Annotated in this window: 16 protein-coding genes and 2 pseudogenes; 6 read left to right on the plus strand and 12 right to left on the minus strand. The window is 74.0% G+C overall.

From position 1 onward, the window contains the following. Window positions 1-39: 39 nt before the first annotated feature. Window positions 40-1,146: a calcium:proton antiporter gene (locus ACFY6S_RS18485; RefSeq protein ID WP_388818573.1), complete on the minus strand. Its 1,107-nt coding sequence runs from the start codon at window positions 1,144-1,146 to the stop codon at window positions 40-42. Window positions 1,147-1,327: 181 nt separating this feature from the next. Between ACFY6S_RS18485 and ACFY6S_RS18490 the strand changes: the two genes are divergently transcribed. Further along, window positions 1,328-3,013, plus strand: coding sequence for a serine hydrolase domain-containing protein (locus tag ACFY6S_RS18490; protein ID WP_388818576.1), 1,686 nt, complete (start codon window positions 1,328-1,330; stop codon window positions 3,011-3,013). Window positions 3,014-3,049: 36 nt separating this feature from the next. On the opposite strand, the gene ACFY6S_RS18495 is transcribed toward ACFY6S_RS18490, so the two are convergent. Together ACFY6S_RS18495 and ACFY6S_RS18500 are read right to left on the minus strand one after the other, a co-directional pair. Next, window positions 3,050-4,615, minus strand: a complete 1,566-nt coding sequence (locus ACFY6S_RS18495) for a phytoene desaturase family protein (protein ID WP_388818579.1) — start codon at window positions 4,613-4,615, stop codon at window positions 3,050-3,052. A 90-nt stretch (window positions 4,616-4,705) separates the two neighbouring features. After that, the gene (locus ACFY6S_RS18500) at window positions 4,706-7,063 is read right to left on the minus strand and encodes a tetratricopeptide repeat protein (protein ID WP_388818582.1); all 2,358 of its coding nucleotides are present in this window, start codon (window positions 7,061-7,063) and stop codon (window positions 4,706-4,708) included. 265 nt (window positions 7,064-7,328) lie between these two features. Between ACFY6S_RS18500 and ACFY6S_RS18505 the strand changes: the two are divergent. The 3 genes and pseudogenes from ACFY6S_RS18505 to ACFY6S_RS18515 all read left to right on the plus strand — a co-directional run. Continuing rightward, a pseudogene (locus tag ACFY6S_RS18505) lies at window positions 7,329-8,720 on the plus strand (polysaccharide lyase family 1 protein); the annotation flags it as partial. A gap of 90 nt (window positions 8,721-8,810) precedes the next feature. Beyond that, window positions 8,811-9,740, plus strand: a pseudogene (locus ACFY6S_RS18510) (pectinesterase family protein); the annotation flags it as partial. A gap of 135 nt (window positions 9,741-9,875) precedes the next feature. Continuing rightward, window positions 9,876-11,435 carry an ATP-dependent DNA ligase gene (locus ACFY6S_RS18515; protein WP_388818585.1) on the plus strand — a complete coding sequence of 520 codons (1,560 nt, stop codon included), beginning with the start codon at window positions 9,876-9,878 and terminating at the stop codon, window positions 11,433-11,435. A 94-nt stretch (window positions 11,436-11,529) separates the two neighbouring features. On the opposite strand, the gene ACFY6S_RS18520 is transcribed toward ACFY6S_RS18515, so the two are convergent. The 8 genes from ACFY6S_RS18520 to ACFY6S_RS18555 form a co-directional block, all read right to left on the minus strand. After that, window positions 11,530-12,573 carry a phosphatidylinositol-specific phospholipase C domain-containing protein gene (locus ACFY6S_RS18520; protein WP_388818588.1) on the minus strand — a complete coding sequence of 348 codons (1,044 nt, stop codon included), beginning with the start codon at window positions 12,571-12,573 and terminating at the stop codon, window positions 11,530-11,532. Between the two features lie 267 nt (window positions 12,574-12,840). After that, window positions 12,841-13,041 carry a hypothetical protein gene (locus ACFY6S_RS18525; protein WP_388818591.1) on the minus strand — a complete coding sequence of 67 codons (201 nt, stop codon included), beginning with the start codon at window positions 13,039-13,041 and terminating at the stop codon, window positions 12,841-12,843. A 72-nt stretch (window positions 13,042-13,113) separates the two neighbouring features. Further along, complete coding sequence (locus ACFY6S_RS18530; protein WP_388819784.1) at window positions 13,114-15,060, minus strand: potassium channel family protein; 1,947 nt, start codon at window positions 15,058-15,060, stop codon at window positions 13,114-13,116. A 140-nt stretch (window positions 15,061-15,200) separates the two neighbouring features. Further along, window positions 15,201-17,228: an ABC transporter permease gene (locus ACFY6S_RS18535; protein ID WP_388818594.1), complete on the minus strand. Its 2,028-nt coding sequence runs from the start codon at window positions 17,226-17,228 to the stop codon at window positions 15,201-15,203. Between the two features lie 92 nt (window positions 17,229-17,320). Next, entirely contained in the window at window positions 17,321-18,145 is an 825-nt protein-coding gene (modA, locus tag ACFY6S_RS18540) for a molybdate ABC transporter substrate-binding protein (RefSeq protein ID WP_388818597.1), read from the minus strand. Window positions 18,146-18,240: 95 nt separating this feature from the next. Continuing rightward, on the minus strand, window positions 18,241-18,639 hold the full coding sequence (locus ACFY6S_RS18545; RefSeq protein ID WP_388818600.1) for a molybdopterin-binding protein: 399 nt from the start codon (window positions 18,637-18,639) through the stop codon (window positions 18,241-18,243). A 156-nt stretch (window positions 18,640-18,795) separates the two neighbouring features. Further along, a complete protein-coding gene (locus tag ACFY6S_RS18550; protein WP_388818603.1) occupies window positions 18,796-19,974 on the minus strand; it encodes a methyltransferase in 1,179 nt (392 codons plus the stop codon). 69 nt (window positions 19,975-20,043) lie between these two features. Further along, the gene (locus ACFY6S_RS18555; protein WP_388818606.1) at window positions 20,044-20,301 is read right to left on the minus strand and encodes a hypothetical protein; all 258 of its coding nucleotides are present in this window, start codon (window positions 20,299-20,301) and stop codon (window positions 20,044-20,046) included. Between the two features lie 398 nt (window positions 20,302-20,699). On the opposite strand from ACFY6S_RS18555, the gene ACFY6S_RS18560 reads away from it, so the two are divergent. Beyond that, a complete protein-coding gene (locus ACFY6S_RS18560; RefSeq protein WP_388818609.1) occupies window positions 20,700-21,248 on the plus strand; it encodes a GNAT family N-acetyltransferase in 549 nt (182 codons plus the stop codon). Here the strand turns inward: ACFY6S_RS18560 and ACFY6S_RS18565 are convergent. Then, window positions 21,229-21,447, minus strand: a complete 219-nt coding sequence (locus ACFY6S_RS18565; RefSeq protein ID WP_388818612.1) for a hypothetical protein — start codon at window positions 21,445-21,447, stop codon at window positions 21,229-21,231. The two genes, ACFY6S_RS18560 and ACFY6S_RS18565, sit on opposite strands and share 20 nt — an antisense overlap. A gap of 211 nt (window positions 21,448-21,658) precedes the next feature. Between ACFY6S_RS18565 and ACFY6S_RS18570 the strand changes: the two genes are divergently transcribed. Next, the gene (locus ACFY6S_RS18570) at window positions 21,659-22,885 is read left to right on the plus strand and encodes an aromatic acid exporter family protein (RefSeq protein WP_388818615.1); all 1,227 of its coding nucleotides are present in this window, start codon (window positions 21,659-21,661) and stop codon (window positions 22,883-22,885) included. Window positions 22,886-23,237: the final 352 nt, after the last annotated feature.

The raw sequence follows: 23,237 nt of genomic DNA on the forward strand, positions 1-23,237 counted from the left end.
CGATCCTCCGGGCGGCCGGCGCGGAGGTCAATCCCCCGGTCACGGGCTGATGGCGAGAAAGACGAACGCGGCGAAGATCCCGAGATGGACCCCGCCCTGGAGAAGCGTGGCGCGGCCGGGTGCGACGGTCAGCGCGCCGACGACCACGGTCAGCGCGAGGAGCACCATATGGGTGGGGTCCAGACCGAGCACCAGGGGCCCTTCCAGCCAGACCGTGGCGAGCGCGATCGCCGGGATGGTCAGCCCGATGCTCGCCATGGCGGAGCCGAGTGCCAGGTTGAGGCTGGTCTGTACGCGCTCGCGACGGGCGGAGCGCACGGCGGCGATGGTCTCGGGGAGCAGGACCAGCAGCGCGATGACGACCCCGACCACGGCCTGCGGCAGTCCGGCCGAGTCCACGCCGGACTCGATGGTGGGGGACACCGCCTTCGCGTCCCCGACGACGGCGATCAGCGCCGCCAGGAGCATCACCAGGCTCAGCAGCGTGGCCCGGCGGCTGGGCGGTGGGGCGTGGGAGTCCTCCTTTCGCAGATCACCCTCCTGGGTGACGGGCAGGAAGTAGTCCCGGTGCCGCACGGTCTGCACGGCGACGAACAGTCCCCACAGGCAGAGTGAGGCGGCGGCGGCGAACCCCAGCTGCGCCGGGGAGAACTGGGGGCCCGGCTTGCTGGTGGTGAAGGTGGGGAGCACGAGGGTGAGGGTGGCCAGGGTGGCGACGGTGGCGAGCGCGGTCCCGGTGCCCTCGGGGTTGAACACGGCGACCCGGCTGCGTACCGCGCCGACCAGCAGACACAGCCCCAGGATGCCGTTGCAGGTGATCATGACGGCGGCGAAGACGGTGTCGCGGGCGAGCGCGGCGGTCTTGTCACCGCCGTCGATCATCAGGGTGACGATGAGCGCCACCTCGATGACGGTCACCGCGACGGCGAGCACCAGCGAGCCGAACGGCTCGCCCACCCGGTGCGCGACGACCTCGGCGTGGTGCACCGCGGCGAGCACCGCCCCGGCGAGGCAGAGCGCGACCAGACCGACCGCGAAGCCCGGCAGGCTGCGCCCCCAGCTGAGCACGAGCGCCACCACCGCGAGCAGTGGCACCACCACGGTCCACTGCGAGGTCAGCGACCTGATGCCGATGCGCGTAGCCATGCTCACACGCTGCCAGAGGTCGCCGGGGTGCGCGCGGTGGGCTGCGCCGGACGCCGGTCGAGGGGTGGCGGCCCTTGCTGCGTGCTCAGTTCCGTTGTGATATCCGCTGAGGTACCCGCGCCGGGACATCCGCCGGGGGTGAGTGGAGGTGCGCCGCCGGGCGCGGGGAGGGGAGACGCTGATGACGGAGGACGGCACCGGGGAAACGGCGCCGACGCTGCGGTACGGCTCCGCCGGGAGCGCGGGGCTCGTCGCCGGGCAGGTGGAGCGGCTGGTCGACGACGCGGCGGCCTTCCTGGGACCCTCCCCCGTCCATCCCTGGTACGCGGGCGCGGTGCTGCTCGCCGGGCGGGGCGGGACGGTGGCCCTGCACCGCGCCATCGGCAGCGCCGTGCGGTACGCGGGGTATGACGAACGGACCGGCGAGGCCGTGGAGCTGCCCGCCGGGCGGCGGATCGCGATGGCCGAGGACACGGTCTTCGACCTGGCCTCCCTCTCCAAGCTGTTCACCGCGATCCTGGCGGTACGGCGGATCGAGCGGGGCGAGCTGGAGCCGGCGGCGCGGGTGGCCTCGTATCTGCCGGAGTTCGGGAGGGCGGGCAAGGGGGAGATCACGGTGCGGCAGTTGCTGACCCACACCTCCGGGCTGCGCGCCTGGCTGCCCCTGCACACCGAGCCGACCCGGGAGGGGATGCTGCGGATGCTGTGGGACGAGGCGCCGGCGCACCCTCCGGGCACGGTCTGTCTCTACTCGGACCTCAACGCGATCGCCGTACAGCTGCTCCTGGAGCGGATCAGCGCCCGCCCGCTGGATGTCCTGCTCCACGACGAGATCACCGCTCCGCTCGGGATGCGCCGCACGCGTTACAACCCGCCGCGCTCCTGGCGGCCGTTCATCGCCGCCACCGAGGACGCGCGCCCGCCGTGGTCGGGGCTCGACCGGGGGCTGGTGTGGGGCGAGGTGCACGACGAGAACGCGTACGCGCTGGGCGGGGTGGCGGGCCACGCGGGCGTCTTCTCCACCGCCCGGGACCTGGCGGTCCTCGCCCGTACGCTGCTGAACGGCGGCGCGTACGGTACGGCGAGGATTCTGCGGCGCGCCTCGGTGGAGCTGATGTTCAGCGACTTCAACGGCGCGTTCCCCGGCGAGCCGCACGGACTGGGCTTCGAGCTGTGCCGGCGCTGGTACATGGGCGCGATGGCCACCCCGCGCACGGTCGGCCACACCGGCTTCACCGGAACCTCCCTGGTCCTCGATCCGACGACCGACTCGTTCCTGATCCTGCTCGGCAACTCCGTCCATCCGGCGCGCGGCAGGCGCTCCGGCAGCGCGCCTCGTGTGGCGTGCGCGGACCGGATGGCGCGCGCCGTGCCGGTCCTGCCGGAGCGGGGCGCCACCGCCTGGTTCTCCGGGATGCAGACCGGTACGACGGCCACGCTCACCCTGCCGGAGGTGGACGCGGGGCCGGGACGGGGGCGGTTGAGCTGTGCGCTGTGGTGGGACACCGTGCCCGGTTCCGGCACGCTGTCCCTGGAGGCGTCGACGGTCACGGGGGACGGCTGGCGGCCGGTGCCCTTCACGACGGTGCGGCCGGGGCACGGGCCGCTGCGCCGGCCGGCGGGCTCGGTCACGGGCTGGTCGGGGCGCGTCTGGCACCGGCTGACCGCCGATCTGCCGGACCGCGCCGTACCGGCGCCGGTACGGCTGCGCTGGCGGTACGCGACGAGCGGGCGGTACACCGGGCGCGGCGCGTACGTGAACGACCTGCGGATCGAGGGCGCCGACGGCCGTACGGTCTTCGACGAGTCGCGGCCGCGTGACGCGGGACGGATCGAAGCGGCGGGCTGGAGCGCCTCGCCCGACTGACGGGCCGCCCGTCCGGCCTGCCGGGGCTCGCGCCGGCTACCTGCCCAGCACCGCCATCGCCGCGTTGTGGCCGGGCACTCCGCTGACCCCGCCGCCGCGTACCGCGCCCGCGCCGCACAGGGACACGTTCGCGTGCGCCGTCTCCACCCCCCACCGGCCGCTCCCCCCGCTCGGCGCGTCCGTGCCGGACTCCCCGGCGGGCTCCGCGTAGGGGAAGGAGAGGTCCCGGTGGAAGATATGGCCGCCGGGCAGCCCCAGTTCGCGTTCGAGGTCGAGGGGGGTCTTCGCCTCGACGCAGGGCCGGCCCTCCTCGTCCGCTGCGAGGCAGTCCGCGAGGGGCTCCGCGAGCCGTTCGTCCAGCTCGGCGAGGGTCGCGGCGAGCAGACGCGCCCGTACGGCGTCGTTGTCCGCCGCGAACAGCCGGGCCGGCGTGTGCAGTCCGAACAGGGTGAGCGTCTGGTAGCCGCGTGCGGCGAGTTCCGGGCCGAGGATCGAGGGGTCGGTCAGGGAGTGGCAGTAGATCTCGGACGGCGGGGCGCTCGGCGGGGCGCCCCGGGACGCCTCCCGGTAGGCGGTGGCCAACTGGCCGTAGCCCTCGGCGACATGGAACGTGCCGCCGAAGGCTTCCCGGGGGTCCACGGAGCGGTCCCGCAGCGCGGGCAGCCGGCGCAGCACCATGTTGACCTTGAGCTGGGCCCCCTCGGCGGCGGGCGGCGGGTCCTCGCCGAGGAGGTCGGCCAGGGCTCGCGGCGAGGCGTTCACCAGAACCTGACGGGCAGCCACCGTGCCGGTCGACTCCCCCGTACGGAAGGCGACTTCGGCGTGTGTCCCGTCGGTCTCGATCCGGGTGGCCTCGTGTCCGGTGACGATCTCCGCGCCCGCCGTGCGCGCCGCGAGCGCCAGCGCGTCGGTGAGGGCTCCCATGCCGCCCACCGGCACGTCCCAGTCGCCGGTGCCGCCGCCGATCACGTGGTAGAGGAAGCAGCGGTTCTGCACGAGGGACGGGTCGTGGGCGTCGGCGAAGGTGCCGATCAGCGCGTCGGTCAGCACCACTCCGCGTACCAGGTCGTGGCGGAACCGCTCCTCGACGGCGACGCCGATCGGTTCCTCGAAGAGCGTGCGCCAGGCGGTGTCGTCGTCCACGCGCGCCCGCAGCGCCTCGCGGGTGGGCAGCGGCTCGGTGAGGGTGGGGAAGACCCGCTCGGCCATCCGCGCGGTCATCCCGTAGAACTCCTGCCAGGCCGCGTACTCCGCGCCGCCGCCGGTCAGCGCGGCGAAGGAGTCGCGCGTGCGCCCCTCCCCCACCAGCAGTCCGCCGTCGCCCAGCGGGGTGTACGAGGAGACGGTCCGCCGGCGCGTGGTGAAGCGCAGTCCCAGCTCGCGCACGATCTTCCGGGGCAGCAGGGAGACCAGGTACGAGTAGCGGGACAGCCGCGCGTCCACCCCGGCGAAGGGGCGGCTGGAGACAGCGGCGCCGCCGGTGTTCCCGAGGCGCTCCAGCACCAGGACGGAGCGCCCCGCGCGGGCGAGATAGGCGGCGGCGACCAGGCCGTTGTGGCCGCCGCCCACGATGACGGCGTCGTACGAGGCGTGTGCGGGCATGGCTCTTGGTAACACGTGGACGACCGCGGGGCCAGGGGCCGGTACCGGTGGGGCCTCCGGGGTGGAGAGGGGCCCGCGTGCCGTCCCGCGTCAGAGGCTTCGGCCGGGACCCCTGCGAAGGGCGGCCACCTGACGGTAGAGCGCCGTCGCCTCGGCCGTCCTGCCGAGCTGCTCCAGGCAGTGCGCCTCGTCGTCGCGGCTGGCGAGTGCTTCCGGGTGGGTCGGCCCGAGGACCCGGGCGCGGGCGTCGGCGACCTCGCGGTAGACGGTCAGGGCCTCCGTCCAGCGGCCGAGCCAGCCGAGCCCGACGGCGATCTCGCGGCGGCTGACGAGCGTGTCGGGATGGCCGGGGCCGAGGACCTTTTCCCGTACGGCGCACACGTCGCGCGCCTCGGCGAGCGCCTCCTCCCAGCGGGCCAGCCGCCCCAGATTGACGCCGAGCCCGTGGCGGGCCCGCAGGGTCTCCGGATGCTGCGGCCCGTGGGCCCTGCGCCGGTCCGCCACCAGCTCGCGGTACAGCTCCAGCGCCTCCGCGCTGCGGTCGAGCCGGCCCAGGCTGATGCCGACCTCGTAGCGGGCGGCGAGGGTGTCGGGGTGGTCGGGGCCGAGCGCCCGGGCGCGGCCCGCCGCGACCTCCCGGTAGACCGCGAGCGCCTCCGGCCAGCGGCCCAGCTGTCCGAGCGCGTAGGCCACTTCGTACTGGCTGACCAGCGTGTCCGGATGGACCGGACCGAGCACCCGGGAGCGCGCGAGCGCGACTTCGTGCGCGAGACGGTGGGCGTCCGCGAGACGGCCCAGTCTGCTGAGGTTGTAGGCCAGGTTGTGGCGGCAGCGCAGGGTGTCGGGGTGGTCGGGGCCCATGGTGCGCTCGCGGGCGGCGAGCACGGCGGCGAAGACCTCGTGGGCCTCGAAGTGCCGGCCGAGCTGTCCGAGGGCGTACGCCGTCTCCTGGCGGGCGGCGAGCGTGTCCGGATGGTCGGCGCCGAGCGTGCGGGCGCGTCCCTCGGCGACCGTGGTGAACTCGCGCAGGGCGTCCGCCGTCCGGCCGGTCCTGCTGAGCGTGAACCCGACCTCGTAACGGCTGCCGAGGGTGTCGGGGTGGTCGGGGCCGAGCGTGTGCGCCCGCTCGGCGGCGACCGCGCGGTGCACCTCGCCCGCCTCCTCCCAGCGGCCGAGCCGGCCGAGGCTGAGACCGGCGTTGTGCCGCGCGGTGAGGGCGGCGAGCCGCTCCGGCCGCGGGGCGGGGCGGGCGGCGCTCGCGGTCGTGGCGACGGCGGCGCGCGGGTCGGCGGGCCGGGTCCACGCTCCGGTCAGGCCCGCCGCGTGGTCGGGCGGGGCGGTCCGCAGCTCCGGCCCGCCGATCGCCTTGTGACCGGTGGTCATGGACCGGGTCCAGCCGGGCAGCGGCAGGGCGCCGGGCCCCGGAGCGGCCCCGCCCCGGAGGTAGGGCCCCGGTCCCGCCGCCAGCGCGCGCCGCACGTGCGGGCCGGGGAGCGCGGGACGCCCGGCCGCGCCGGCCGCCGCGCGCGCCTCGGCCATCGTGCGGCGCAGTTCGGCCGCGTCGGCGGGGCGCTCCTCCGGGGTCTTGGCGAGCAGGCCGAGGACGATCCGGTCGAAGGAGGCGGGGAGTTCCGCGCGGCGCGCGCTCGGCGGTTCGGGGACCGTGTCGCGGTGTCCGACCAGGATCGACCAGGTGTCGGGCAGGTCGAACGGAGGCGTTCCGGTGGCGATCTCGTACAGCACGCAGCCCAGCGAGTAGAGGTCGCTGCGGTGGTCGATCTGACCGCCGGAGATCTGCTCGGGCGACATGTAGTGCGGGGTGCCCATGGCGATGCCCGTGCCGGTGAGCCGGGAGGTGAAGCCGATGTCGTGGCCGAGGCGAGCGATGCCGAAGTCGCAGATCTTCACCGTGCCGTCGGTGAGCCGCATGATGTTGGCGGGCTTCAGATCCCGGTGGACGATGCCCTGTTCGTGGGTGTAGGCGAGGGCGTCGGTGACCTGTTCGGCGATGTCGGCGACTTCGGGTACGGACAGCGGGCGCTGGCGTCGCCCCTCGGCCGTGCTCGCCGGCGGGCCGTCGGCGGCGTCCGGGCCGGGCGTCGGCCCCTGGTCCGCGTCCCGGGCCCGGTCCTCCAGCAACTGGCTGAGGTTGCGCCCTTCGAGCAGCTCCATGACGAGATAGAGGACCCCGTCGTACTCGCCGAAGTCGTGGACGACGGTGACGCCCCGGTGCTGGAGAGCGGCGGCGACCCGGGCCTCACGCCGGAACCGCTCCCGCATGATGCGGGTGAAGGACCGGTCCTGCTGGGGTGCCAGCGGCTTCAGGCACTTGACAGCGACCTGCCGGCCGAGCGACTCGTCGCGCGCCCGCCACACCTCGCCCATACCGCCGCGCCCGATGAGATCGAGCAGCCGGTAGCGGCCCTGGATCAGCCTGCTGTCCGCCATCGCGTGCTGTCGCCCCCCGTAACCTTCGCCGCGCCCTCCCCTGACCGTCCAGTATGGCCGTCCGCCCGTGGGGTGTGTACGGGGCGGGAGGAGTGTCGGGCGGAATGCGCACAGCCGAGGGCGTGGCGGCCACGCCGGTTGATCGGACGGCAACCTTCTGTGCGACGGCGCCCACTGAGGGGTGAACTTCCCCCCTGATGAAGGACGTTGCCAGGTGCCCAAACCGCTCTTTTCCCAACAGAACCCGCAGAATCGTCCGAATTCACTGAGTTCGCCCGACCCGCGGACCGCACCGGGTACGCCGAGCCCCCGGCCCTCCGCTCCCGCCGCGCGCCGCCGGTCGCGGCTCGCCCGCCGTACGGCGCTGTTCTGCGCCGCCGCCGTGGCGGCCGCCGGGCTGGGCGTGCTCCCGCTGGCGACGGGCGCGTTCGCCGCGGCCGACCTGGCACACCAGGCCCTGCCCGCCAAGGACGGCTGGGCCGCCAGTGGCACCGGCACGACCGGAGGCGCGGCGGCCACGCGGGTCGTGACGGTCGCCACCCGGGCCCAGCTGGTGGCGGCGCTCGGTTCGGCGACCGACACCACCCCCAGGATCATCCAGGTGAAGGGCACGATCGACGCCGACACCGACGGCTCGGGCGCGGCCCTCGGCTGCGCCGACTACGCCTCGGGCACGGGGTACTCCCTCTCCGCGTATCTGACGGCGTACGACCCCGCCACCTGGGGCCGGACCAAGGTGCCCTCGGGCGCCCAGGAGACCGCCCGGGTCGCCGCCGCGGCCAGACAGGCCAAGAACGTCCAGATCAACGTCCCCTCGAACACGACGATCGTGGGGGTCCCCGGGTCGAACGCCAAGATCCTCGGCGGCGCTCTGGTCCTGAAGAACGTCGACAACGTCATCGTGCGCAACCTGACGTTCAACAGCCCCGAGGACTGCTTCCCGCAGTGGGACCCCACCGACGGCTCCACGGGCAACTGGAACTCCGAGTACGACGCGGTCACGCTGCGCGGGGCCACCCATGTCTGGGTGGACCACAACACGTTCAGCGACGGTCCGACGCTCGACAGCGCGTCGAAGACCTACTTCGACCGCAAGTTCCAGGTGCACGACGGCCTGCTGGACATCACCAAGGGCTCGGACCTGGTCACCGTGGAGCGCAACCGCTTCACCGACCACGACAAGACGACGCTGATCGGCTCCAGCGACACGGACGACGCGAGCGCGCTGCGCGTCTCCCTCCACCACAACGTCTACACCGGCATCACCCAGCGCGCGCCGCTGACCCGGATCGGCCAGGTGCACCTCTACAACAACTACTACGACACCACCAAGGCCAACGGCTACGCGCACAGCTACACGGTCAACTCCCGCGCCGGAGCACAGGTGGTGGCCGAGAAGAACTACTGGAAGCTGTCCAGTGACCGCAAGGTCTCCCAGCTCCTGAGCGGGGACGGCACCGGCGCCTTCGCGGGCACCGGCAACATGGTCGACGGTACGGTGACGGACCTGGCCGCCGCCTACAACGCCGCGGCCGACTCGTCGAAGCAGCTGAGGACCGGCGTGAACTGGACCCCTACGCTCACCGCCGGCCTGGAGTCCTCGGCCGAGGATCTGCCGGCCGCACTGGCCGCCACCACGGGCGCGGGGGTGCTGACCGCCGCCGGTACGACCAGCACGGCCGTCGCCGCCGATCTCCCCGCCCCCGCCGCCGGGGCGGTCGCGGCCACCACCCGCACCGTGGCCGCCGACGGCTCCGCCCAGTACCGCACCGTGCAGGCGGCGATCGACGCCTCCGCGGCCGGTGACACCATCTCGATCGCCAAGGGCACGTACCGGGAGGTCATCAACGTCCCGGCGAACAGAACCGGGCTGACGATCAAGGGCGCGACCGGCGACGCCGAGGATGTGGTGATCACCTACGACAACGCGGCCGGCACCAAGAAGCCCGACGGCTCCACGTACGGCACCCGGGGCAGCGCCACCGCCACCTTCGCGGCCAGCAGCCTCACGGTCACCGGGGTCACCGTCCAGAACACCTGGCTGCGCTCCGAGCACCCCGAGATCACGGACACCCAGGCGGTGGCCGTGACCGCGCAGGGCGACCGCCAGATCTTCCGCAACGACCGCTTCATCGGCCATCAGGACACGGTCCTCAACTGGGCCCCGTCCGCCACAGGCCAGTACCGCCAGTACTTCCGCAACTCCTTCATCAGCGGTGATGTCGACTTCATCTTCGGCGACGCCACCGCCGTCTACGACCGCGTCAACATCACCCTGCGCGACCGGGGCGCGGCGGCGGGCGGCAACAACGGCTACCTCACCGCGCCCAACACCAACTCCGCCAAGAAGTACGGGATGCTCATCACCGGCTCCACCATCTCCAGCTCGGCGGCGGCCGACACCTTCTCCCTCGGCCGTCCCTGGCACCCCACCGCCGACGCCGTCGGACAGCTGGTGATCCGTGACACCGCGCTGCCGGCGGCGGTGCGGGTCGCCGCGCCCTGGACGGACTTCGGCACCTTCCCGTGGAAGTCGGCACGGTTCCGCGAGTACGCGAACACCGGGCCCGGCGCGACCGTCAACGCCAACCGGCCGCAGCTCACGGCCGCCCAGGCGGGCGAGTACACCGCCGCCGCCTATCTGGCCGGTACGGACGGCTGGAACCCGGTGAGCTGACACCGGGCGCACGGCGGGGCCGGGCGGCGCCTCCTCGGGCGCCGGCCCCGGCCCCGCCACGCCTGCCGGTGCCGGTGCCATGCTCGCCATCGGGCCCGGCGCGCGGACCGGGGCCCGGCGATGGACGATGGAACCATGCTGCTGGCACCGCTCGCCCATGTCTCAGGAGAGGTCGCCGGGACCTCCGCGCGGTCCCGGAAGATCTCCCTGCTGGCCGGGGTGTTCCGGACGGCGGGCCCCGACGACGTGCCCGTCGTCATCCCGTATCTGGCCGGACGGCTGCCCCAGGGCCGGATCGGGGTCGGCTGGAACGCGCTGAAGGACCCGCCGCCGCCGGCCGACCGGGCGACGCTGACCGTGCACCGGGTGGACGAGGCGTTCACCGAGCTGGCGGCGGTCGCCGGGCCGGGAGCCCAGGGTGAGCGCAGACGGCTGGTCCAGGAGCTGCTGGGGGCGGCGACCGAGGAGGAGCAGCGGTTCCTCGTGGGGCTGATCTCGGGCGAGGTCCGGCAGGGCGCGCTGGACGCCGTGGCCGTCGAGGCCCTCGCGGAGACCTCGGGGGCCAACCCCGACGCGGTACGACGGGCGGTGATGCTGGCGGGGTCGCTGCGGCAGGTGGCGCAGCGGCTGCTGGCCGAGGGTCCGCACGTGCTGGAGGAGTTCCTGCTCACGGTCGGGCGGCCCGTCCTGCCCATGCTCGCGCAGAGCGCGACGGGCGTGCGGGAGGCGATCGAGCGGCTCGGGGAGTGCGCCGTCGAGGAGAAGCTCGACGGCATCCGGGTGCAGGTGCACCGGGAGGGCGCGGCGGTGCGGATCTTCACCCGCACGCTCGACGACATCACCGGCCGGCTGCCCGAGGTCACGGCGGCCGCGCTGTCGCTGGACGGGGACCGCTTCGTGCTGGACGGGGAGGTCATCGCGCTGGACGCGCGGGGCGGACCGCGTCCCTTCCAGGAGGTGGCGGGCCGGGTCGGGTCGCGCGGCGACGTGGAGTCCGCGGCGCGGGCGGTACCGCTGTCCCCGGTCTTCTTCGACCTGCTCGCGGCAGACGGTGAGGACCTGCTCGACCTGCCCTGCGCGGACCGGCACACGGCACTGGCGACGCTGGTGCCGGAGCGGATGCGGGTCCGGCGGATCGTGGTGACGGACGAGGGCGTTCCGGCGGCCGAGGCGTTCCTCCGGGACACCCTGGAGCGGGGCCACGAGGGCGTGGTGGTCAAGGCGCTCGACGCCCCGTACAGCGCGGGCCGACGGGGCGCGGGGTGGCTGAAGGTCAAGCCCGTGCACACCCTGGATCTGGTGGTGCTGGCGGCCGAGTGGGGACACGGCCGGCGCACCGGCAGGCTCTCGAACCTGCATCTGGGCGCGCGGCGCGAGGACGGCTCGTTCGTGATGCTCGGCAAGACCTTCAAGGGGCTGACCGACGCGACCCTGGCCTGGCAGACGGAGCGGCTGCGGGAGCTGGCGGTGCGGGACGACGGGTTCACCGTGACCGTACGGCCGGAGCTGGTGGTCGAGATCGCCTACGACGGTCTCCAGCGCTCGTCCCGCTACCCGGCGGGGATCACCCTGCGCTTCGCGCGGGTGCTGCGCTACCGGGTGGACAAACGGGCGGCGGACGCGGACACGGTGGACGCGGTGCTGGCGGCACACGGCCGGAGCGCGAAGGGCCACGGCGGCGAGAGCGGCGACTGAGGCGCCGGGGATGTGAGAACTCCCCGGGGCGGTGGGCGGACCCGCCCCGGGGGCCGTGCCGTCCGCCGTCGCGGGGGCGCGTCGCCGGGGCTCGCTACCGGGCGGCGCCGCGCGGGACGACCGTCGCGAGCACGCCGGTCAGTCCGCGCCAGTCCGCGGAGATCAGACTCGCGTTCCGCCCGGCCAGCAGGTCGAGCCGGTCACGGGCCTGCTGCTCGGTGGGGTTGGTGCCGTCGATGGCGGGCGCGACGTTGTGCGCGTCGGTCATCAGCAGATAGTAGTTGCGCTGGGCGTACCAGGAGGTGTCGAACCCGGCGGCGGCATACGCGCCGGCGTCCCCGTCGAAGAAGACGAACCACGGTCTGATCCCCGCGTCCGTGTACCGGGTACGGGGATCGCCCGCGGCGGCGTTGTGGACGGCGGGGAAGGCCGCGGCCTCGCCCAGTCGTCCCGCCGCCTTGAGGTCGCGCAGGTACATCGCGTACTCGCGGTCGGTCCACAGTGTGTCGAGCGGGTTCGACTCCTCCACCGTGCCGGGGATGAGTTCGACGATGAACTTGCCGGCCAGCTGGTCACGGGTGGGCCAGGCGCCCGCCCGGACGGCCGTGTCGAGGTCGCTGTGGCCGCCCACCAGGTCGGCGGGGCGGTAGAGCGCGTCGCCGAGCTTGCTGCCGAGCAGCGCGTCGAGGGCGGCGGGGCCGCGGCCCGAGGTGCCCAGGAAGCCGTCCTTCATCTCCAGCTTGAGGACGATGGGCCGGTGGCCCGGGTTGGCGTCGTGCCAGACCTTGATGTCGGAGAGGCAGCCGGCCAGGTCGCGGTTCTTGGCGTTGGTGCGCAGCTGCGCGGTGGTGGTCGCGTTCGCGCAGTTGTTGTCGTTGCCGACCGGGTTGGAGTGCGAGACCCGCCAGGACACGCCGAAGGCATTGGTCCAGACGTCGATTTCGAGCATTCCCGCACCGGAGTCCAGGGCGTCGGCGAAGTACGGGAAGGTCGCCTTCTCGTACGAGTTGTGGACGCCGACCCCGGTGGCCGCGGGGAACGGCAGCTGCCCGGGGCCGGCGGCGTTCGCCGGGGTGGCCGTCAGGGCGAGCGCGGTGACCGCACCGGCCGTCAGCGCGGCGCGAAGAAGCTTTGCCATATCCCTTGTTCCTCCTGTTGCGCATGTGTGGGGCATGTCAACCGAGAGGCACAGTAGGCGAGTTCGGTGACGAGCGGGAGGACAGGGGCTTACGGATTCGATCAGCGGGGCGGACGGGCGAGGGCCGGACGGGGTTCCCGCGTACAACGGACAGCGTGCCCCGCCGCTCGGCAGCGGCGGGGCACGCGGGGTGATGAGGGCCGGGCGGCAGGGCCCGGTGGGAGGGGTCCCGGCGGTGGAACGCCGTGGGCGGTCACCGCGGCGGTGTCAGGGCAACTGCTCCTCGATGGCCGAGCGGCCGCGCTCGGCGAGTCTGCGCCGGGCCCATTCGATGGTCTCGGGGGTGAGGTCCCGGCCGGAGGCCAGCACCAGATCCTCGGCGGTCACCTCTTCACCGGCTCCGGTGTGCAGCAGCCGGTCGGGGGTCACGCCCTCGTGATCCGGCTGCGCAGCGGGCTCCGCGTTCATGCCGCCTCCTCGTTCGTCCGGTGGTCGCCATTCTCGTGCCCGCCCGGCCCGGCCGCATCCCAGGTGCTGGTGTCACGGCGCGGTGGGGCCCGGCGTCCGCCGGGGCGAGGCGCCCGACTGGCGCCCGAGCAGCTCGGCCAGGCCCCGGCGGGTGGCCGCCACCACCACCCGGTCCCGCGCGTGCAGTACCTGGCCCGGACGCAGATCCCAGACGAGGCCGCCGGACCGGCCGCCCTCGGAGTCGGAGCGGGTGCCCGACAGATCCGCCGGCCGGTCCCCGGGGGCGGCGGTGTCCAGGGCGATGATCCGCCGGACCCCCGGCCGGAACACCTCGCCGACCGTCAGGCCCTCAAGACGCGGATGGCCGGCCACGTCGACGGCGGCGACCAGCAGCACCCGGCGCTCCACCGGTATGGCGCCGAGGATCTGCCGGCCCATCATGGCGATGGCGAAGGCCGGGGCCGCGAGGGTGGAGACGCTGCGGCTGCGGGTGAGCGCGCGGGGGTGGGCGGCGCGCAGGGTGCGGTAGACGGCGGTCGCGAAGTCGTCGTCGTACAGCCGCAGCGCCACCCGCAGGCCGGGGGCGACGGAGCGGGCGTACAGCGCGGCCTCCAGGTTGGTCGTGTCGGCGCTGGTGAGGGCGAGCAGGGCGTGCGCCCGTTCGATCTTGGCCGCCTCCAGCACTCCTTCCTGGGTGACGTCGCCCAGGACGACCGGCACCCGGAGGCCGCGGGCCAGCGCGATGCCTCGCGCCTCGGGGTCCTCCTCCACGCACACCACGGGGATTTCGAGTTCGCGCAGCCGTGCCAGCACCCGGGTGCCGATCTTGCCCAGCCCGAGCAGGACGACATGGCCGGAGAGCCCGCGCGGGGGCCGGCGCAGCGAGGACGCCGTACGGAAGGTGCCCAGGGCCTCCAGGACGGCGGCCAGCACGACCGGGAGCAGCAGAAGTCCGGTGACCATGGAGAGGAGTTGCAGGATCTGCCGCTCGGCGGGTTCGCCGACGGCCGGGTCCCCGATGGCGAAGAGATCGAGCAGCGTGTGGTAGATCGCGGCCGGCGGCCGGTCCTCGGTGACCAGCCACGAGGTGACGGCGAGGGCGAGCACGGCGGCGAGGACGCCGGCGAAGGACCAGCGCAGCCGCCGGGAGAACAGCGCGGCGAGCGGCGCGCCCCGGCCGGAGAGCGAGCGCGGCGACAGATCGGGCCCCGCGTGGGACACGGCCTCCAGGACGACCGTGCCGCGCCCGGTGGCGGCGGCGGCGCTCGCGTCGTCGGGCAGCAGCTCCGGACCCTCCTGCCCGCTGCTGTCCGAACCTTCCGCGCCCGCCGGGTCGTTGGTGGTGGAGGAGAGCAGCGCGAGGGTGCAGAGTCCCGGGTCGGCCACCTCGCCGGGGCCGGGCGGGTTGCGTTCCACGGCGCGCAGCAGCAGGCCGTCGGCCCTGATCACCTTTCTGGTGCCGGCGACCGCGGTGGCGGCCAGCGCGGGCGCGGCCGTGTCGGCGTCCGACAGGACGGTGGTGGTGGCGTCGAGAGCGGCGGTGTCCAGGCCGGGTACGGCGACGGCCGCCGCCTGGTCGAGGAGGGCTTCCAGGTGCTGGCCCAGCTTGCGGTTGTAGAGCCGGATGACCAGGCGCAGTTGGGGGTTGAGCCGGCGTGCGGCGAGCGCGGCCCTGATGTTGATCTCGTCGTCGTCATGGACGAGGGCGAGTGCCGCCGCGTCCGCCACGCCGGCTTCCACGAGGACGTCCTCGTCGAGATCGACGGACTCCAGGAGGCGTGGTCCGGTCCGTCCGGCGGGGTCCTGCGCGTCCGGTTCGGGGAGGGTGGCCGCCGTACGGGCCATGGCCGCCGACATCCGTCCGAAGAACGCCGTGGCCCTGCCCGGTCCGGCGACCGGCGTGGGCGGGAGCCGGGAGACGCGTACGGGCGGGACGACCAGGGTGACCCGCTCGCCGTAGACGTCGCGCAGCTCGTCGGCGAGCCGGTGGGCGAGGGTGTCGTCGCCGCAGACGACCATGTGGCCTGCGGGAAGGCCGTGTTGTACCTGGTGAGGGAGTGTGGGCACATCAACATTGTCGCCGAAGGGAACGTATCTTCGGGACCTGCGTGGCCACTGTTGTCCGGGCGCCCGGCGCGTTGGGGCGCCCGGCGCGCGCCTCAGAGGGCGACGAGGGCGACCTCGGTGGCCTTGACCCCGGTCCAGACGGACACGCCGTCGGCCAGCCGGAGTTCGGCGCCGGCCTCCGGGGTGATCTCCGCGACGAGGTCGGGCGCCTCGTCCGAGGCGATCAGAACGCGCAGTCTGCTGCCCAGCGCGGTGATCTCCCGTACCGTTCCCGGCCAGACGTTGCGGGGGCTGCCGCCGGGGCGCTCCCGGTGCACGGAGACGGCCTCGGGGGCGATGATCGCCAGGGCGTCCGTTCCCTCGGCCAGTGGCTCGGCGACGATCAGCCGCCCGCCGCCGGCCAGGCCGAGGCCGCCGGGGCCGAAGGTGCCCGGCCAGGCGTTGCGGCCCAGCATGCGGGCCACCCACGGCGAGCGCGGATGACGGGTCACCTCGGCGGGCGGGGCGTCCTGGACGACCTGTCCCTCGTCGAGTACGAGGACCCGGTCGGCCAGCGAGACGGCCTCGACCGGGTCGTGGGTGACGATCAGACAGACCCCGCCGAAGCGGTCGAGGTGGCCGCGCAGGGTGTGGCGCACCTGGGCGCGGGTGGTCTGGTCGAGGGCGGCGAGGGGTTCGTCCAGGAGCAGCAGCCGGGGGCGGGCGGCGAGCGCGCGGGCCAGCGCGACGCGCTGCGCCTGGCCGCCCGAGACCTGGTGCGGCCTGCGGTGGGCGAGGTGGCCGACGCCGAGCCGGTCGAGCCACTCCTGCGCGGCGCGGCGGGCCTCGGCGCGCGGGACGCCGTGGGCGCGCAGCCCGTACGCCGTGTTGGCGAGGGCGGTGAGATGGGGGAAGAGCGCCCCGTTCTGCGGGACCCAGGCGACGCGGCGGCGGTGCGGCGGCAGCGAGGTGACGTCCAGGTCACCGAGGCGCAGCGCGGCGTGGGCGCGCGGGGTCAGGCCGAGGAGGGCGCGCAGCAGGGTGGTCTTCCCCGCGCCGTTGGGCCCGACGACGGCGATGGTGGTGCCCGGTCCCGCGTCCAGGGTGAGCCGGTTGAAGCCGGTGACCTCGGCGTGCAGCGGCCACTGCCCGGCGGGCTCCGACGAAGCGGGCTCCGACGAGGCGGGCGACCCGGCGGGCCCGGCCCGGCCGGCGCGCGCGGTGGGACGGGCCTGCTCCGTGGACCGGTCCGGCCGCACGGGCTCGGTGTCCCCGGCGTCCGCGCTGCCCGCGTCGGTGTCCTCGGGGAGCGGGCCCCTGTCCGTCCGGCGGTCGGCCGCTCCGCCGGTCCAGCGTCCGCGCAGTCCGATCAGCACGGCCATGGCGATGGCGAGGAGCAGCAGCGAGACGGAGGTCGCGGCCTCCGGTGAGTCCTGGAGCAGCAGATAGACCTGGAGCGGCAGGGTCTGGGTGGTGCCGGGCAGGTTCCCGGCGAAGGTGATGGTGGCCCCGAACTCGCCGAGGGCCCGCGCCCAGGTCAGCGCGGCGCCCGCGGCGAGACCGGGGGCGACCATGGGCAGCGTGACGGTGCGGAACACCCGGAACGGCGAGGCGCCCAGCGAGGCGGCGGTCTCCTCGTACGCGGGCCGCAGCCCGGCCAGGGCGCCTTCGAGGCTGATGATCAGGAAGGGCATCGCGACGAAGGTCGCGGCGATCACGGCGCCCGAGGTGTGGAACGGCAGGGTGATCCCGAAGGTGTCCTCCAGCCAGGGTCCCAGCAGGCCCCGGCGGCCGAAGCCGAGCAGCAGCGCGACCCCGCCCACGGTGGGCGGCAGCACCATCGGCAGCAGTACGAGGGTGCGGACGAGCACCTTGCCGGGGAAGGGGACCCGGGCCAGCAGCCACGCCAGCGGCACCCCGAGCACCAGCGAGAGCCCGAGCGCCCAGAAGGAGACGAGCAGCGACAGCTTGAGCGCCTGGACGACCTCCGGGCTGGTCAGATGCGTACCGAGGTCGGCCCAGGGGGTGCGGGCGAGGATGCCGAGCAGAGGCAGCAGCAGGAACGCGATGGCGAGCAGCGCGGGCACCGCCAGGGCGACGGGGACACCGGGCCTGCCGGTGCGGGTACGGAGGCGTCTCATCGGGATTCCTGGGCTCGGGCGGCGTGGCGGGTGGGACGGAGGACGGGCGCCGGACGCCCCGTACCCGGCGTCCGGCGGCGGCCACGGCACGGCTACGGCTGCTGGAACCCGGCGGCGCGGAGGATCTTCTGCGCCTCGGCGCCGCTGAGCCACGCGACGAACGCTGCGGCGGCCTCGCTGTTCTTGGACGTCTTGAGGGTGGCGGCCGGATAGTCCGCGATGGCGTTCTGCGCGTCCGGGATCTCGATGGCGTCGACCTTGTCGGTCGCGGTGGCGGCGTCGGTCTTGTAGACGATGCCGGCGTCGGCCTCGCCCAGTTCGACCTTGCTGAGCACGGCGCGCACGCTCGGCTCCTCGGAGACCGGCTTCACCTTGATGTCCTGGGCGTCCAGCACCTGCGCGCTGTAGCGGCCGACAGGCACCTCGGACGCGGCCAGAACGACCTTCAGCTTGGTGTCGGCGAGGTCCTTGAGGCTCTCGATCTGCCGCGGGTTGCCCTCACCGGTGGCGATCACCAGCCGGTTCTTGGCGATGACCTTCGGGGTGCCCGTGTCGGCCTTCAGCCCGTCCATGGTCTTCGTGTCGGCGGTGACCAGCGCGTCGGCCGGGGCGCCCTGCTTGACCTGGGCGGCCAGTTCCTGCGAGCCGGCGAAGGAGAACGCCAGCTCCGTGCCGGGGTGCTCCTTCTCGTAGGCGGCGGCCGCCGTCTTGAACACATCGGTGAGCGAGGCGGCGGCCAGTACGGTCAGCTTCGCCGCCGGCGTGTCACCGCCCGCCGACGCGCCGGCCTTGGCGCCGGAGTCCTCGCCGCTGTCGTCGCTCCCCCCGCAGGCGGCCAGTGGCAGCAGCAGGGCGGCGGTGACGAGTGCGGCGGCGGCGCGGCGACGGGTGGTGCCGAGGACGGGGGCGGAAGGCATGGCGGCGGACTCCTTGGCGGTACGGGCCCGGAGGGACCCGCGAGCGGATGAGTTGGTGTGGACGGCGGCGACGGAGGACCGGGGCCGCCGCGCGGTCACGTCACGTCGATGTGCACATTGGTGGACTTCACCCGGGCGGTGGCCCGCATGCCGACCTCAAGGCCGAGTTCCTCGACGGCTTCCCGGGTGAGCAGCGAGACCAGCCGGTGCGGCCCCGCCTGGATCTCCACCTGAGCCGCGACATCGCCGAGCTTGACGGCGGTCACGATGCCGGGGAACGCGTTGCGCGCCGAGGTGTACGGGGGGTCGTCGTCACCCGTACCTCCGTTCCGCGCGACCTCGACGGAGAAGGCGGCGAGCGCCCGGCCTTCGATGAGCCGGCGGCCGCTCTCGTCCCGATGGGTCTCGACGCGCCCGGCGTCGGCCCAGCGGCGCGCGGTGTCCGGGCTGACCCCGAGAAGCCGGGCGGCCTGACCTATCGTGTAGGACTGCATGTGCGACAAGATAGGCCGGGTGACCTCGCATCCACAAACCTCGCCCGCCGTTCTTCCCGCACATGCGGCCCTGCCGGGGCCCGGTGGGATCGCAGCTGTCCGACGCGCGTGATCAGCACGCGGGCAGCGGCGGCGCCACCGGTCGTCCGGGCCCGTTCAGCGCTTGACGGCCCGCAGAATCACGAACTTCGGATCGCTCGTGACGGTTTCGCAGTTGCCGAAGAGGCGCCGGAGCTTCGCGTGGTACCCGAGGTGGCGGTTGCCGACGACCCACAGCTCCCCGCCGGGGCGCAGCGCGGCGCGGGAGCCGGTGAACATGCGCCAGGCGGTCGCGTCGGTGGTCGCCTGGTGGGTGTGGAACGGCGGGTTGTTCACCACGAGGTCGACCGTTCCCGCCGCGACGTCGGTCAGGCTGTCGCCGAGGACGAACTCGGCCGCCGTCTCCGGCTTCGCGTTCTCGCGGAAGGTCGCCTCGGCCGACGCGACCGCCGAGAACGACTCGTCGATGAAGGTCAGCCGGGCCGCCGGGTTGTCCAGTGCCATGGCGGTGCCGACCACGCCGTTGCCGCATCCGAGGTCGACGACGTGCTCGGGGCCCCGGCGGTCCGGCAGGTGGCGCAGCAGGAAGCGGGTGCCGATGTCGAGCCGTTCCGCGCAGAAGATCCCCGCGTGGTTGACGACGGTACGGCCGGACATGGAACCGATCCCGTCGGGCAGCGCATAACGGTGCGGCCAGGGTCCCGGGGTCCTCGCCCGGCCCGGCGCGGGCGCGCAGAAGATCAGCCGGGCCTTTCTGACCGCGAGGGACGTCGTGGTCGGGCCGAGGATCTGCTCGAACAGCTTCAGTGTGGAGGTGTGGATCTCGGTGACCCGTCCGGTGGCCACCACGACGGTCCCGGAGTGGACGGCCGGGGCCAGCCGGTGCAGTTGGTCCTCCAGCAGCGCCAGGCTCTTGGGGACACGGATCAGCAGGAGGTCGATCCGTTCCGGCGGGGTGTCCCGGGCGGAACGCAGCCGTACGGAGTCCTCGCCCACGCCGGCCCGCGCGAGGTTGGCGCGGGTCGCCCGCTGGGTCAGATACGAGTCGGTGATCTGGACCAGCGGACCGGGGGCGGGCAGTTCGAGCCGCCGGGCGGCCAGCGCCGTGGTCAGCGCTCCCCACCGGTCCCCCACGACGGCCACCGCGCCCGACAGGTCCGCGGGTTCCGTGTCGGTCCCGGCGAGGTGACGCAGCAGATACTCGTCCGCGGCGTCCCACGCGCGCAGCGTCTCGCGGGGATGGTCGGGGAATCGGGTGAGGCCGAGGTCGCCCCAGGGTGTCGTCAAACGGTTCATCGTGCTCACAGGCTAACCGCCCGTACGGGCCGCTCACGCCGCGCGGACCGGCGGGCGGCCGGCGCGCGGTCAGCCGGGACGGCCGGGCGGCCGGGCCTCCGGCCCGGTCCGGTCGCGGGCCCGGTCCAGCGCCGCCTGCGCCTGGCCGGCCGTGAGGACGGCGGCGAACTCGGCGCGCGCGATCTCCAGGACGGTCTCCGCGTCGGCGGGGGGATGCGGATCGTCGCGCAGCGCGATGTCCGCCGCGGCGCGTGCCAGCAGATCGTCGTCAGGGGAGGCCCCGGGCTGGGACATGGTCCGCAGGACCTGGTGCCAGAGCGTGGTCATCGCGTCAGTTCCCTTCGTCCGCCGGGGGCGCGGGCCAGGATTTCCTCGCCCGTGGCGGTGCCGAGGGGGGCCGGAGCGTGGTGGTGGCTCCCCGCGCCGGGCGCGGGAGCTTCCTCGCGGGCCGTCGGCACGTACGCGGAATCCGGCCACGATCCATTGCGACCTCCCCCGGTCAACCCGCGCGCACCACGTCGTGTCCCCGATGGGAGCGCTTGTCGAGCATGCCACGCCCCACCTCGCGGCACGCCCGGTTCGCCGAATGCGGCGGTGATGGTACGAGCACATGAACACGCCGTGCGTGGTCCGGGATCCCTCGAACGGACCTCGCACCGGGCGCCCCCGGTCGGTGCCGGAGCCCGTGAGGGGCCGGACGGGGGCGTGTGATACGCCTGCGTCCCATGGACGATCTTGTGACCGCGCGGCTCTTACTGCACCCGTTGAGCCCTCCGGAGGCCGAGCGGGTGGCCGCCGGAGGGCCGGCGGACGGATGCCGGTGGGCATCCGGCTATCCCACCGAGGGCGATCTGGTGGGTGCCAGGCGCTATCTGACCACCTGTTCGATCACCGGCGACCCGCAGCCGTTCGGACCGTACGAGATCCGCCGCCGCGAGGACGGTCTGGCCATCGGCGGTCTCGGCTTCCACGGTGTCCCGGACGACGATCTGACCGTCACCATCGGCTACGGCCTGATCCCGTCCGCGCACGGCAGGGGGTACGCGTCCGAGGCGCTGCGCCGGCTGCTGCGCTTCGCCCGGGAGAGCGGCGTGCTCGGTGTCCGGGGCGACACCGAGCACGGAAACACCGCCTCACGGCGGGTGATGACGGCGGTGGGGATGCGGCCGGTCGCGCGGGACGAGCGGCTCACCTACTACAGCGTCGCCTGGACGGACGACGGGGCCCCCGGCGCCGTCCCGGGGGCCGGCGGGGCTATCCCCGGCGCTGGATAGGCGTACGGCGGCGGCCCTGGGGCCGCTCGAAGAGACTCTCCATGGTGGGCTCCTCGTCCCCCTCGGCGTCGTGGAGGGGCGGCAGTTCCACCGTGTAGCGCGGCTCCAGGAAGATGTCGTGGTGCTGTGGACGCGCGGAGGGCGCGTCCGTCGTGATCGGTGCCCGCAGCGGATCCTGGCGGGACGGTGAAGAAGGCATGCACAACCGTTCGGTGAGTCGAGCGGTCGCGCGGCCCCAATGCCGATCGACCCGCTGGGAAGCTGTCTACCTCATCCTTCCCCGTACCGCACAACCACGGGTACCCGGGTCGCCACGGTCCGCGCTCGCCCCGGCCGCTCCCGGCTCAGCCACACGGACCCTTCGGGCGGCCCACCGGTCCGGCGGGGGCGTGTGCGGGAAGGGTCAGGGCGTGCGTGCTGTCAGAGAAACCGTGAACGCGCCGGTGGCCGAGCTGGTGCGGCGCGGCCGTGAACCCGCCGTCGCCCAGGCGTTGCGCTCGACCGCCGCGGCGACGATCGCCTATGTGGTGGCCCGCCATCTGAGTGCCGAGGCGGCGCCGCTCACCGCTCCGCTGACGGCGCTGCTGGTCGTGCAGGTGACGCTCTACTCGACCCTGACCACCGGCATCCGCCGGGTGAACGCGGTCGTCGCGGGGGTGCTGGTGGCCAGCGGCTTCAGTGTGCTGGTCGGGCTGACCTGGTGGAGTCTGGGGCTGATCATCCTGGCGTCGCTGGTGGTGGGCCGCATCGTGCGGGTGAACGAGTTCGTGCCCGAGGTGGCGATCAGCGCGATGCTGGTCCTCGGGGTGACCCGGGTGGCGTCGACGGCGTGGGACCGGGTGCTGGAGACGCTGATCGGCGCGGTGGTCGGGCTCGTGTTCAACCTGCTGTTCGCGGCGCCCGTCTGGGTGCGTACGGCGGGCGAGTCCGTCGAGGACCTCTCCCGGCGCATGCGCCAGTTGCTGCTGCGGATCGGGGAGGGGCTGACGGCGCCGCTGACCGTGGAGCGCGCGGCGTCCCGGCTCCACGAGGCCCGCCGGCTCGACCACGACATCAGCGAGGTGGACGCGGCGCTGCGCCGGGCGGAGGACAGCGTCCGGCTCAACCCCCGGGTGAAGGAGGGGCTGCTGCACCGTGTGGTGCTGCGGACGGGGCTCGACACTCTGGAGATCTGCACGGTGGTGCTGCGGGTGCTGGCCAGAACCCTGACCGACCTGGCGAAGGAGCGCACGCGGGAGCCGCTGTTCACCCCGGAGGTGGGAGCGGCGCTGGAGGATCTGCTCGCCCGGGTGGCGGACGCGGTCGTCAGCTTCGCCGTGCTGGTGACCACGGAGACGAGCGAGAGCGCCGAGACCGCGGAGGGGCGGCTGGCGGGGGACCTGGAGTCGGCGCGGGCGAGCCGCGAGCAGCTGGCGGAGCTGCTGCTGGAGGGTGTGCGACGCCACCCCCTGCACTGGCAGTTGCACGGCGCGGTACTGACGGAGATCGACCGCATCCTCGACGAACTGGACATGGAGCACCGCTCCGTACGGCTGATGGAGGAGCTGGACCGCGCCTCACGTGAGCAGCGCGAGCGGTATCCCCGGCTGGCGACGGCCCGGCAGTGGGCGCGCGACACACTGCCACGGCGTGGATGAGGTCCGTCGCACGCCGGCGTGCGACGGGTGCCGGCGGCAACCAGCCATCGGCTCGCGATTATTGACGGAAACTTTGCCCGAAAGGAGCCGGACGGCCGCATACCCCGGCGCAAAAGCGGGCGCTCACCCGGCCGATGGAGACCCGCTGAGGGCGCCACCAGCGAAGACCGCGCGAGCGGGGCCCCGGCGGGATGTGATCATGATGGGGTTTTCACCCCCTTCGCGCCGTGCGGACCCGGCCGTGCGGCGCCGCACGCCGCCCAGGAAGCGGGCGGAAGGGGCGAGTTGGGTGGGGTGGTTGAGGGATGACCGCGCCGATGGCGGTACTGTGCGCGCGCGCCGTCATCGTGGG

The sequence above is a fragment of the Streptomyces sp. NPDC012835 genome, assembly GCF_042900885.1.
In the GTDB taxonomy this organism is placed as follows: domain Bacteria; phylum Actinomycetota; class Actinomycetes; order Streptomycetales; family Streptomycetaceae; genus Streptomyces.